Annotated in this window: 8 protein-coding genes; 6 read left to right on the top strand and 2 right to left on the bottom strand. The window is 37.6% G+C overall.

Going from position 1 to position 13,908, the window contains the following annotated elements; translation table 11 throughout:
* Positions 1-112: 112 nt before the first annotated feature.
* Both RM049_RS10240 and RM049_RS10235 read left to right on the top strand, forming a co-directional pair.
* Complete coding sequence (locus RM049_RS10240) at positions 113-763, top strand: response regulator (protein WP_322684915.1); 651 nt, start codon at positions 113-115, stop codon at positions 761-763.
* A gap of 386 nt (positions 764-1,149) precedes the next feature.
* Positions 1,150-6,828: an AAA family ATPase gene (locus tag RM049_RS10235; protein WP_322704083.1), complete on the top strand. Its 5,679-nt coding sequence runs from the start codon at positions 1,150-1,152 to the stop codon at positions 6,826-6,828.
* Between the two features lie 145 nt (positions 6,829-6,973).
* On the opposite strand, the gene RM049_RS10230 is transcribed toward RM049_RS10235, so the two are convergent.
* Both RM049_RS10230 and RM049_RS10225 read right to left on the bottom strand, forming a co-directional pair.
* Positions 6,974-8,365: a cytochrome P450 gene (locus RM049_RS10230; RefSeq protein ID WP_322704082.1), complete on the bottom strand. Its 1,392-nt coding sequence runs from the start codon at positions 8,363-8,365 to the stop codon at positions 6,974-6,976.
* Between the two features lie 116 nt (positions 8,366-8,481).
* A complete protein-coding gene (locus RM049_RS10225; protein WP_322704081.1) occupies positions 8,482-9,450 on the bottom strand; it encodes a terpene synthase family protein in 969 nt (322 codons plus the stop codon).
* A gap of 672 nt (positions 9,451-10,122) precedes the next feature.
* Between RM049_RS10225 and RM049_RS10220 the strand changes: the two genes are divergently transcribed.
* The 4 genes from RM049_RS10220 to RM049_RS10205 all read left to right on the top strand — a co-directional run bounded on the left by RM049_RS10220 (position 10,123) and on the right by RM049_RS10205 (position 13,884).
* Positions 10,123-11,442, top strand: a complete 1,320-nt coding sequence (locus RM049_RS10220; RefSeq protein ID WP_322672002.1) for a response regulator — start codon at positions 10,123-10,125, stop codon at positions 11,440-11,442.
* A 42-nt stretch (positions 11,443-11,484) separates the two neighbouring features.
* Positions 11,485-11,613, top strand: a complete 129-nt coding sequence (locus RM049_RS10215; protein WP_322672001.1) for a hypothetical protein — start codon at positions 11,485-11,487, stop codon at positions 11,611-11,613.
* 250 nt (positions 11,614-11,863) lie between these two features.
* A complete protein-coding gene (locus RM049_RS10210; protein ID WP_322672000.1) occupies positions 11,864-12,406 on the top strand; it encodes a methanogen output domain 1-containing protein in 543 nt (180 codons plus the stop codon).
* A gap of 86 nt (positions 12,407-12,492) precedes the next feature.
* Positions 12,493-13,884, top strand: coding sequence for an ATP-binding protein (locus RM049_RS10205; protein ID WP_322704080.1), 1,392 nt, complete (start codon positions 12,493-12,495; stop codon positions 13,882-13,884).
* Positions 13,885-13,908 lie beyond the last annotated feature (24 nt).

Raw genomic sequence — 13,908 nt, 5'->3', positions numbered from 1 at the left:
CGAAATATACTATCCCCCAATTGCTAGAAATTATGTATATAGTGGGAGGATTCTCAAGGACAATCGGCAAAGCCGCTATTTACACTTATAGTTTCTGTTAGAGCAAACAGTCGTGGCAAGTAACAAGATTTTAGTTATCGATGACACTACAGTTGTCAGGGTAAAAGTACGAGAAATGTTGCCTCCGGGCAATTTTGAGGTACTAGAAGCAAAAGACGGTGTGGAAGGACTAAATTTCATCCTTCAGGAAAAACTCAGCCTGATTATGCTGGATTTTCTGTTACCTAAAATGAGTGGCTGGGAAGTTTTCCAGAAAGTTCAAGCCGATCCAGAGTTAAGGAAAATTCCTTTAGTGATCATGTCTGGTCGCAAGGAAGAGGTGACTGAGAAAATCACAGAACCATTTGAATATTTTGAATTTCTGGGCAAACCTTTCGATCAGAAACAACTAATTGGTGCAATTAAGCTAGCTATGGCCAAGGCAAAACAGCCACGCCCAGAACTAGTCGCAGTAGGAGCAGCGGTTGCTGTCAAAAATGGCACAGTAGCAACCTCTGGTGTCGCCAATGGTACGGTAGTAGCTCCTAGCGTTGCAAACTCTAGCGTCACAGCCCCCAGCATCACAACCCCAAGTACTGGAGGAGTCTCCGAGGCAGAAATTAATGCATTGAATGAGAAAATTGTCAAAATGCAAGCAGAAATTGATGGTTTGAAGAAACAGCTTACTCAGGTTGTGACTTTTATTAAACAAAAAATCAAGTAGTATTTGTGCTCGTTATTATTATCGCAGCCAAAAATACACCATCTATACTGGTGTCCGATTAAAAGCGGATAAAAATAGTTAGTTCAAAAACACTTATGTTGATAAATCATCATTATTTAGTGAGGTACAGCTTGACCTAAGCCCGGTAAAGCTGTACTTTATCTTCTCTCTTCGTAAGTTCAAAGAAGGGTTGTGTTGAGATTTCGATATGTACTTCACTTGATGAGAAAACATACAGTTTAAGATTCAGATATTTAGTAATAAAAATATATTACAAGTCACATTTTCTAATACAAATTAAACAAAAAAATCCTCTTTCATGATGAGGATAGTCTTTGCGCGGGAATAATAAGCCATAGAAACAATAATTATGAGCATAGTCCGCAATGTTAGTAGTATTAGATACATTATATTCGTTTCCTGGTTATCGCATTACTGAACAAATCTACTCAGGTAGTAAAACCCTAGTTTATCGAGGTATTAGAGAAGAAGACCAAAAATCAGTCGTTCTCAAATTGATGCGGAATGAATATCCTACCTTTGCGGAAATAGCTCAGTTCCGAAATCAATATATCATCACCAAAAACCTCGATTTTCCTGGCATAGTCAAAACCTATAGCTTAGAAAATTACCGTAACAGCTATGTTTTGGTGATGGAAGACTTTGGTGGCATTTCCCTCCAAAACTGGCAAATAGATGACAAAGTAAAAAAGGAAAACTGGCTTTCCCTGAACGAGTTTTTCCACATTGCGATTAAAATTGCTTCTACCCTGGAAAGACTGCATCGCGATCGCATCATTCACAAAGATATCAAGCCTGCCAACATCCTCATCAACCCTAGCACAAATGAAATCAAACTCATCGACTTTAGTATTGCCACCCTTCTGCCAAGAGAAATTCAATTTCTCACGAATCCCAACATCTTAGAAGGTACTCTGGCTTACATTTCCCCAGAACAAACTGGAAGGATGAACCGAGGTATTGACTACCGCACTGATTTTTATTCCCTCGGTGTCACCTTCTTTCAGCTCCTCACCGGACAGTTACCTTTCACCAGCAAAGATCCGACGGAGTTAGTTTACTCTCACATTGCCAAACAACCGCCAAGAGCCAGTCGGATTAACTCCGATATTCCGCTAATTTTGTCTGACATCATCAGCAAGCTGATGGCAAAAAATGCCGAAGACCGCTATCAGAGTGCTTTGGGGTTAAAGCATGACTTGGAGGTGTGCCAAAGCCAGTGGCAAGAAACAGGAAATATTGCACCCTTTAAACTCGGTGTCAGAGACATCTCTGACCGTTTCGTAATTCCCGAAAAACTCTACGGTCGCCAAAGTGAAGTTGAAACTCTACTTGCTGCTTTTAAGCGTGTGACAGACGGGGCAACAGAAATGATATTAGTTGCAGGTTTCTCTGGCATTGGCAAAACTGCCGTGGTTAATGAAGTCCACAAACCTATTGTGCGGCAGCGTAGTTACTTCATCAAAGGAAAATTTGACCAGTTTCAACGTGACATTCCTTTGTCAGGATTAGTGCAAGCCTTTCGGGACTTAATTGGGCAACTGCTCTCAGAAACTGATGCTCAAATTCAACAATGGAAATCCAAAATTCTGCGGGAATTAGGTACACAAACACAGGTGATTATTGATGTCATTCCTGAACTCGAACAGATTATTGGTAAACAACCTCAGGTTACAGAACTCTCTGGCAGCGCTGCCAAAAATCGTTTCAATTTATTGTTTCAAAAATTCATCCAAATCTTTACAACTAAAGAACATCCCCTAGTTATCTTTCTCGATGACTTGCAATGGGCAGATACAGCTTCTTTGAAATTAATTCAGTTATTAATGTGTGAAAGTATGTTGTCTTCTATTTCAGAAGAGACAGAACAGATGCGTGAAACAAAAGGAGGTTTCTTATTAGTTGGTTCCTATCGAGATAATGAAATTTCCAAGGCACATCCGCTTTCTTTGACACTACAGGAGATTCAAAAAGCAGGAGTAATCATTAATACGATTACCTTAGCACCTTTAAATCAAGGCGATTTAAATCATCTAATTGCTGAGACACTTCATTGTCCAGAATTGGTTGCTGTTCCTCTCACCCAGATGGTGTTTGCTAAAACTAAAGGCAACCCCTTCTTTTCTGTTCAATTTCTCAAAACTTTACATGATGATGGGCTAATTGTATTAAATTTTGATGCTGGTCATTGGCAGTATGATATTTCAAAAATCAAAGATTTAGCTCTTACAGATGATGTAGTAGAATTTATCGCCCTGCAAATAGAAAAATTGCCAATATATACCCAAAAAGTTTTGAAACTAGCTGCCTGTATTGGAAATCAATTTGACTTAAAAACTCTGGCGATCGTTAATGAAAAATCTGTAGTAGATACAGCATCAGACTTGTGGCAAGCGTTACTTGATGGGCTAATTTTACCACAATCTGAAAATTACAGCATTTTTTCAAAAGATAATACTAATCAAGAATTCATTGTTCATGGAATAGAATCTACACAATGTTCAAATTCTCATTTACAGCTACCCAAGTATAAATTTGTCCATGATAGAGTGCAGCAAGCCGCTTATTCTTTAATTCCTGAAGAACAAAAAAAGCCAATTCACTTAAAAATTGGGCTACTGTTATTGAACAATATTCCTGTTGCAAAACAGGAAGAAAAGATTTTTGAGCTTGTCAATCAGTTTAATATCGCAGTAGAATTCATCTCCCCTCAAGCTAAACGAGATGAACTGGCCCAGATGAATCTAATTGCTGGACGTAAGGCTTTAGCATCAACAGCTTATCCCGCTGCTGTTAAGTATTTAACTATCGGCATCCAATTGCTGGCAAGTGATAGTTGGGAGACTAAATATCAACTAATCCTAGCTTTGTATGAGACAGGAGCAGAGGCTGCATATCTAGCTGGCGACTTTAGGCAAATGGAGCAATTAGTAGAAGTAGTGTTGGCACGAGCAAAAACACTGCTAGAAAAAGTAAAAGTTTATGAAGTCAAAATTAAAGCTTATGGGGCGCAGAACCAAGCACTGAAGGCTGTAAATACTGCTCTAACCTTTTTGAAACTTTTGGAAGTGGAGTTTCCTGAACATCCAAGTCAGTCTGATATTCAACTAGCAATGGCGGAATTAGCATTAAATCTGAACGGCAGGCGCATTGATGACTTAATGAACCTACCACAGATGACAGAAGCCCAGCAGATAGTAGCTATGCGTATTCTATCGGCTGTAACAGCCGTGACCTATTCAGTCACTCCTGAACTGTTTTTGCTGATTGTTATTAAACAAATCAACTTATCACTCAAATATGGTAATGCTTCCTCGTCTGCTTATGCCTATGTTGCTTACGGGGTAATTCTCTGCGGGATAGTAGGAGATATTGAATCTGGCTATCAATTTGGCAAATTAGCTTTGAGCCTTTTAGTTAAATCTAATGTTAAAGAAGTAAAAACTAAGATCATGATGGTATTCTATACATCTATCTGGCATTGGAAGGAGCATAGTAGGGAAATATTAAAACCTTTGCTTGAGGCTTACTCTGTCGGGCTAGAAACTGGAGATTTAGAATATGCAGCTTACTGTCTTAATAATTATTGCTACTCTACATATTTCATTGGTAAAGAACTGACAGAGTTGGAATGGGAGATAGCAACTTACAGCAATGCCATCAGACAAATCAAGCAAGAAACAGTATTTAACTGGAATAGTATATATCAGCAGAGTACTTTAAACTGGCTAGGAAATGTTGTAAATCCCTGCTATCTGATCGGTAAAGCATATAATGAGGAGATAACACAACCGCTTCATCTTCAAAAGAAGGATGCTATAGGACTTTTATATTTATATTACAACAAATTGCAATTATGCTACTCATTTTATGAGTTCTCTCAAGCGGTTGAAAATGCTAATTTAGCAGAAAAGTATTTAGATGGTGGTATAGGGCAGTTAGTTTTTCCTCTTTTCCATTTTTATGATTCATTGGCTAGACTTGCGGTGTATTCTGAGGTATCTGCTTCTGAGCAAAAGTTTATTCTTGATAAAGTACAAGCCAATCAGGATAAAATGCAAAAATGGGCGCATCATGCCCCCATGAATTATTTACACAAATATTATCTTGTAGAAGCTGAACGGCATCGAATTGGAGATCAATATATTGAAGCGATGGAATCGTATGATCGTGCTATCTCCCTTGCGAAAAAACATGAGTATATCAACGAAGAAGCTCTGGCTAATGAACTTGCAGCTAAATTTTATCTAGAGTGGGACAAAGATAAGATTGCTCAAACTTACCTAACTGATGCCTACTATAGCTACGTTCGCTGGGGAGCGTTAGCCAAGGTTGACGATTTGGCAAAACGCTATCCCCAATTACTGGCTTCCATATTTAAGCAAGAAAAACTGAGTATCCATTCCAGCGAGGAAAGTACTTCTTTCAATAACACATCTATATCATCTTTATCTACCCTAAGTAATCAACAAACTGTTATTGGCTCGAAGACAAGTATTTCTGACTCTCTGGATTTAGCCGCATTTATCAAAGCATCTCAAGCACTCTCTGGAGAAATCGAGCTTGAGCGACTTCTTTCTACTTTGATGGAGGTTGTTATAGAGAATGCAGGAGCATCTAAATGCGCTTTAATTTTGAGTGAAGGTGACAACTTAGCATTAACTGTCACAGCAGTTTGTTCAAGTTCCAATTTTGAGCATACCTACACTGAGTTTCCATCAACTTGCCTTGAATCAAGCTACGATGTTCCCATTACTTTGATTAATTATGTTAAACGCTCCAGAGAAATCTTGGTTATTGATGATGTAATGGCTGTTTCTTTTCTAGCAGGTGATACCTATATTATTAGTGAAGAGCCTAAGAGTTTATTGTCTATACCTCTTCTAAATCAAAGTAAATTAATTGGGATTATTTATCTAGAAAATCATCTAACGACAGGAGCATTTACACACGATCGCGTAGAAGTCCTGAAACTCCTCACTACTCAAGCAGCAATATCTTTAGAGAATGCTATCCTCTACAAAAATTTGGCGCAAGCTAAAGAAAGCTTGGAGGAATACAACCATACCCTAGAGGAAAAAGTTCAGAAAAGAACGCAGGAACTCAACGACAAAAATCAGTGTTTACAACAAACTTTACAAGAATTGCAACGTACCCAAATTCAATTGATTCAAAGTGAAAAAATGTCTTCTTTAGGACAAATGGTGGCGGGAGTTGCTCATGAAATTAATAACCCTATTAACTTTATTCATGGTAATATTAATCATGCTAGTGATTATGTCCAAGATTTGCTGGATTTGATAGTTATTTATCAGCAAGAATATCCCCATCCTTCGCCTTTAGTTAAGGAGAAAACTGAGGAGATTGACATAGCTTTTTTATCAGAAGACCTGCCCAAGATTTTAGATTCAATGAAAATGGGGAGTTCGCGTATCCGAAATATTGTTTTGGGCTTACGCAACTTTTCTCGCTTAGATGAAGCTGAGATGAAGCCTGTAGATGTTCATGAGGGTATAGACAACACCTTAATGATTTTGCAGCATCGACTTCAACAAAAGATCAATTTACCTGAAATAGAAGTCGTCAAAGAATATGGGAAATTACCGGAAGTTATTTGTTACCCTGGTCAACTCAATCAGGTATTTATGAATATCTTGAGTAATGCGGTCGATGCTTTAGAAGAGTCATTTGCCATTGGTTATCTAGCATTAATAAATGACAAGGAACAAATCACAAAGGGCATAGACGCGTCAGCAGCTCCTCATAAAGTAGGAAAAATTCATATCTTTACTGAACTAACAGATTCTAATACGGTGATAATTCGGATTGCCGATAACGGTTCTGGTATGACAAAAGAGGTGCAGCAGAAAATATTTGACCCATTTTTCACCACCAAGTCGGTAGGAAGTGGCACGGGGTTGGGGTTATCGATTAGCTATCAGATTATTGTGGACAAACACAAGGGTAGTTTAACCTGTGATTCCTCATTAGGAAAGGGGACTGAGTTCGTGATTGAGATCCCAATGCAACAGTCAGATATTTAGACTAGTAACGCTTCTTTGAAAATACAAAGTTGGGTTAAGTAAAGCAAAACCTATCATTTAGAATTGCTATACAATTCTAAAAACCCAGTTTGTCACAAAAACTGGGTGATGTTCTAAGACTTATCAAAACAACTCAGGCAAGCTACTAGAATATGGGTGTAGTTGTCATATTAACTAAAGACTCTTGACGCGCACGTCGCCCTGTAATTACCATCTTGACTCCACTGGAAGGCGCAAGGGTAAAACCTCGACGTTGAGGTCGCTCTGGACGCCGATCAACTAGCGCCAAGTGATAGCGTGACAAAACGGTTGCTAATACTAGCTTCATTTCAAATAGAGCCAAAGCCTCGCCAATACAACGACGGGCACCACCGCCAAAAGGCAGGAATTCATAGGGAGAAAATTGCCGTTCAACAAAGCGCTCTGGTTGAAACTCCTTAGGCTGGGGATATAAATCCTCTCGCTGATGAGTGAGATAAATACTGGGAAGCAGTACAGTTCCAGGCTCTAAAGGATGTCCTAATAATTCAACAGGTTCTTGCACTACCCTGGGAAACGAAAACATTGTAACAGGGTGAATTCGCAAGGTTTCATTACAGACAGCGGTGAGATATGGAAGTCGGTAAATGCTCATAGGGTCTGGGTAATCACCGAGAGTGTCCAGTTCTTGGAGCAGTTTTTCACGGACTAGAGGCTTTTGGTGAATCCAGTACAATCCCCAAGCCATTGCCGATGCAGTAGTTTCATAACCGGCAAGTATTAGGGTTATTAACTGATCGCGCAACTCCTGAACCGTCATCGGTTGGCCGGCTTCATCCCGACATGATATCAGCAAAGAGAGAATATCGATGCGTTCTAGATCGGGTTGTTGCTGACATTTGGCAATTTCAGTGTAGAGAAATTGATCGATTTGCTCTCGATTGCGTAGGAACTTCCCCCAGGGACTCCAAGCTCCTAAATCCTGTTGCAAGAATGAGAAAAAGAATAAGCTAGAAGTGAAAGGTGATTGAAAAAGCTCTAACAGCAACGGCAATAGTTGCCTGAGTTTTTGAATTTTTTCTCCCTCATACAAGCCAAAGATAGCCTGTAAAATGACTTGCTGGGATATCTCCTGTGTTAGATTACGAGCTAAAAAGGGCTTATTTAGTGGTAACTGACTAAAGATTTTTTCAGACTCATTACAGATTAGCTGACCATAGGCTTGCATCCGCTCTCCATGAAAAGAGGGTGTTGCCAGTTGTCGTTGACGTTTATGGCGATCGCCCTCCAGCATCACGACTGAATAATTCCCCAAAAGCGGCTGCAAAATTCCGTTGAGTTTCCCAACGGCTGTAAACTTCTTTCTATCATTAGTTAAAATTTCCTGGATTGCTTTGGGATGGTTCACAAAGACTACTGTGTCACCAAAACCGATTATTTTACCAGTAAAAATATCGGGATACTGTTGAGCTGCATTTTCCATATAGCTAACAGGGTCAGTAACCCACTGAAGCTTTTGTAGCAAAGAGGAGGTTTTGAGAGGATTAGGTAGTTGCATTTAATGTTTAATTCTGAAATTGTGCTAATTTTCCGCCCTTATTTTTAGAGTAATAAGTGGCTATTCAATTTTTATGTTCAAATGTTTCTTACTTGGCTTAGAAATTTGCAATTCTTTTAAGATTTAATTACCTCAAGCTTTTCAGCAGTCTGATAGCGAGTAGATTGAGCACACCAAGCGAGGTTGGCACTTATCCAGCTATGCAATCCTGATATATATTTTGCGAGTTCAGCATCTTTTTCTTCTCCAAAATTTGGAATAGATGCTTCTAAATTCATCATAGTTAGCACGTCTTGATCGTGGATTTCAACAGCAAGCTGGATTGCTTGTACTAAAGGCAACTTCTGTTGATAATGCAGTACCAATACTAAATTATGAACGTCGCCATCTTCCATTTCCCTGAGTGCTGAGAAAATATCATTACCCCAGCAAAGAACTTTATTTGCCATCAGTTTTAGTTCTTTCACCATGTTGTGTTCTCGTACAAAATCAGGAATTATTAAATGGTCGCAAAATTCAATCAATTCGATAACAGGCTCCACCCCTCCGGCTAATATACGTATCGCCATATAAGTGTCAATATCAGGTACAACTCCCTGTATACGGTTAGTTGCTTCCTCCACACATCCTTGGAAGTAGCCTTTAAAGCTACAGAGAAAGTGATGAAACCATTTTGTGTTTCCTCTTTCGAGTATTCGATTTTTTAAGTTATTTAAGGCATAAGCAAGGGGTACATCTTGATTTGTAAGTTCTTCCCCATTTAATATTTCCAAAAATCTATTTTGAAAACACTTTAGTAGTTCAGGTTGTTTTCCTAAATCTGACAAATCACATTGGTCATCCCAAATAAATAACCAGCTCAATAAGTCATTTGCAATCTTCAATTCCTCAAGCGGACAGGAAGGGTAAGTACTTGCTGCTAATAAAAAGAATTTCGCCTTGGAGAAACGCTGATAAGACGATTCATCTGCTAGGAGGTTGAAGCGTAGTACCCATTCAAAAGCATACTCTTCCAAAACATCAACATACTTATTAATATGCAATGAAAATGGACAGTATAAATCGGAGGAAAGTAGTTCCTTCATGGTAATTATTAGTTAGAAGTCAGAGTTAGAAATCAGAAGTCCTGAACATGAATTACAGAAGAAAAAATCAATAGACTTAATAAAAAGCCTATGACAAATTTTTGAAAAGAACTCACTGTAATACCACACGTTATGCAGTGTGTAAATTATATTTACGTCACTGCTAGTGGTATGTAAATCTATATGAATATTTGCAAACTTAACTAGTTATGTTTTTTAAAAAACATAGTTGTAACTATAGCGTAATTATATGTAATTATATTTTTTGTAAAAAAAAAGTTACATATAAAAATACTCATGATAAACACTATTGACTAAATGAAACAATGAACTTGTAGCATTAACAATCTTTTTCTGAGCTAGCAGTGCACTAATTTGGTAAAAAGACAAGGGTAATAATAACTAATTTATGAGTCACGAGCTTCCAAAAGGAAGATACTTATTTCTACTGAAATGAAGATTGGTGGTTAATGTATCCTCATGTAGCGATCGCCCCAACGCAAAGCTATAAGCAATTTAGCGTGAAAATGTTGCTGTTATCAGAGTTTTTGGGAACTATAGGGTTGTCAGACGATAAATTGGCAGCCTGTCTACCAAGAAAATAGAGGGGAATTAGCTGCGATCGCAAGGCAAGAGGCAATAACTAACAATGAATAAAATTAATTTAAATATATGAATGAAAAACCAGATATGAAAATGCTTTACACCCCAGAAGATAGTTTAATCTTAGTGGTAGATGATACTACTACTAATTTAGAAATTGTCTTTGATACATTAACTAATGTAGGCTTTAAAGTTATCACAGAAAATGATGGAGAAAAAGCACTGAAGCAGGTTGAGTATCAACTTCCCGATTTAATTTTATTAGATGTGATGATGCCAGGAATAGATGGATTTGAAACTTGCAAAAGACTAAAAGAAAATTCAGCTACTTGTGATATCCCCGTAATTTTTATGACAGCTAATTCTGATACTCATAGTAAGGTAAAGGGTCTAAATATAGGAGCAGTTGATTATATCACAAAACCCTTTCATCAAGAAGAATTATTAGCTAGAATTAAAACCCATCTTCAATTACGAAATCTCACAAAAACTTTAGAAAAACGAGTTTTAGAAAGGACATCAGCATTATCTAGGGCATTAAAAGACTTACAAGAGTCTCAACTTCAGCTTGTACAGACGGAAAAAATGTCTGCTCTTGGTCAATTAGTAGCAGGAGTTGCTCATGAAATTAATAATCCAGTTGGTTTTATTCATGGCAATCTTGGACACGCTTCAGTATATTTCCAAAACATGATTAACATTATTGACCTTTATCAGGAACACTATCCTAATCCAGTTCCAGAAATTCAAGAGGAAATTGCAGCTATAGATTTGAAGTATATACTTGCCGATCTACCTAATTTAATTTCCTCAATGAAAGAGGGAATTCAGCGCATTCGCAACATTAGTACCAGCTTGAGAACCTTTTCTCGAGCAGATAGCGATCGCAAAGTGTATTGCAACATTCATGATGGTATAGACAGTACAATTATGATTCTAAAACACCGTTTAAAAGCATCCGAAGATCGACCCGATATTCAAGTAATTAGAGATTACGATATATTGCCAGAATTAGAATGTTTTATCGGACAACTAAATCAAGTATTTATGAATTTATTAGCTAATGCTATTGATGCTTTAGAGGAGTCTAATATAGGACTTACCTATATGGAAATTGATGCAAATCCTAATCAAATTTTGATTCAAACCACTCTCACTGAAGATAAAAATTATATCTCGATTAGGATTAAAGATAATGGCGTGGGAATGTCGGCTGATGTCCAACAAAAAATCTTTGACTATTTATTCACCACCAAGCCTGTGGGTCAAGGCACAGGATTAGGCTTATCAATTGCTCGTCAGATTGTTGTCGAAAAACATGGAGGAACTCTAGAGGTAAATTCATCAATAGGGCAAGGTTCAGAATTTATCATTAAACTTCCTATTTAATAATTATAGTAAGCTACATTTATTAACATAATAAATAAATTTATGTTCGAGGCAGTAGTAGACCACAGTAACGATCCAGATTCTCTTGCAGCAGTTGAAGAAGTTCTTCAGCAATGTGCCAGTTCTCTTGCAAAAGATATACCAAAAGCTGGGATTATTTTTGCTGGCTAACCTTTTAAGACTCGATCTAATTCCCCACTCTTGAAGGAGGGTTAGAAAAAATAATGGGGACTTAACCTAGAAGAGACTATGCAAAACCGTAAACTGTCACAACGATAAGGCTCATAATTTCTTATCGACATTTTTTCATTAGAACCAAAAGCAAACATTAAATTCTCAAAATAAAAAGATTAAGTAGTTACTTTAGAGAAATTTTGGGGAACTCTATAAGTGTACTTCCAAGATTGTATTCTCAAAATTTATGATCGATGTACCCAAGGACTCAATAGCTACGCTTAATATTTCTTTAGAACGCGACATATTTTTACGTACACTAATCAGAGAATTATCTGGTACTTTGCAGGATGTAGTGGGTTTAAAAGAAGCTTCGGGATTTATTAGCGTTGTTGGTGAAAGGATGGGAAGGCAGATTAACCAAGATTATAAATCTGCCCTGGAAATCTCTAACCTTTCTCGTAAGCAGGTAGCTGATGTCTTGATTGATTTAAAAAAACGAATCCAGGGCGATTTTTATGTCATTGAGCAGAATGATGAAAAAATTGTCTTTGGCAACCGTGTTTGCCCATTTGGCGATAAAGTAATTAATCGCCCTGCCATGTGCATGATGACTTCAAACGTTTTTGGAACGATCGCAGCTAATAATCTAGGATATGCAAAAGTAGAATTGCAAGAGACAATAGCAGAAGGTAATTCTGGATGTAAAGTTATTGTTTACTTAAAACTTACAGAAGAAGCAGAAGATGCAGAAGGTCGAGAATACTTTAGGGGACTAGAATCTGTGTAAATCCTTCACTATCGAACAAAATAACTCCAGGATTAAGCTTAGTGCAGATATGTAAAGTAGAGTCAAACCGTGAAAGTAGAAGCCCCATGACTCCTGAACAATTTCTTGAATTTGCCAGAGTTTTACCAGAACCTTTACTTCTGGTAAGTGGAGAGGGTCAGCTGTTAGCTACCAATCAACCATTAGCAGATATGTTGGGGTTACGCCGTCAAGAATTGCAGGGAAAAATACTTTTTGAAATTGTAACTGAGCCTGCTAACGATATTGTAAAGTATCTGCAAGCTTGTTCAAGTAGCAGGGCAATGGTGATTGGCTCTTTGACTTTACGAAAGAATGATGGACAAACGTTAATATGTCGTAGCCAAGGAGCCGTTATTCAACCTTGGTCTCCTGAATCTTCAGCTTTAATTCTCTTACGCTTGGAAAATAGAACTCTGACCAGCAGTAATTTCGTTCTCTTGAACGAAAAAATTGATGAGTTAGCCAAAGAAATTCAGAGACGGAAACAAGCAGAGGAAGCGCTCAAGAAAGCGAATCAAGAGCTAGAAATTCGGGTCGAGGAACGTACAACTGCTTTACAAGACACACTAAATGAGCTAAAGCTTACCCAAACTCAGCTTATCCAAGCTGAGAAAATGTCTAGTTTAGGTCAGATGGTCGCTGGTATTGCTCATGAAATTAATAACCCCGTGAGTTTTATTTATGGGAACCTTCACCACGCTCATAAATACACTCAGGATTTACTGAAATTAGTCGAAGTTTATCAACAAGCTTTTCCAAATACTCTTCCAGAAATCCAACAGCAAGTAGAAGAAATAGACTTAGATTTTTTGATTCAAGATATAACCAAACTCTTCCAATCCATGAAAGTGGGAGCAGAACGCATTCAGGAAATTGTTAAATCACTACGTAATTTTTCCAGGCTGGATGAAGCAGAACTTAAGCAAGTCAATATTCATGAAGGAATTGATAGTACCTTGATGATTTTGGAGCATCGCCTGCAAGCTAGGCATGAGTACCCAGAAATCAAAGTCATCAAAAAATATAGTCAGCTACCAAATGTAACTTGCTATCCTGGTCAACTCAATCAAGTGTTTATGAATATTCTTGCTAATGCAATCGATGCACTGGAAGCATCAGCGCTCAACAGTCAGTATTCAGAAGTAAATACACAAAAAACTGAAAGTCAAAAACTGATAAATAATAATCCCCAAATTCAAATTAAAACTGAGCTAATCGATGAAAAATGGATAGAAGTTAGTATTGCTGATAATGGTTTGGGGATAAATGAACAAGTTCGCTCAAAGCTATTCGATCCGTTTTTTACCACTAAAACTGTGGGTAAAGGTACTGGACTAGGGCTATATATAAGCTATCAAATTATAGTTGAAAAACATAACGGGCAACTTAACTGTTTTTCTATTCCAGAAAAAGGTGCAGAATTTGTAATTAAAATACCTATTCAATCAGCTTTATAAAATTTAAGTTAAAAGATATAACAA

It is taken from the genome of Nostoc sp. DedQUE04, from assembly GCF_034530995.1.
In the GTDB taxonomy this organism is placed as follows: domain Bacteria; phylum Cyanobacteriota; class Cyanobacteriia; order Cyanobacteriales; family Nostocaceae; genus Nostoc.
The sequence above is the reverse complement of the archived record's forward strand: the minus strand, read 5'-3'. Positions and strand labels throughout refer to the sequence as shown.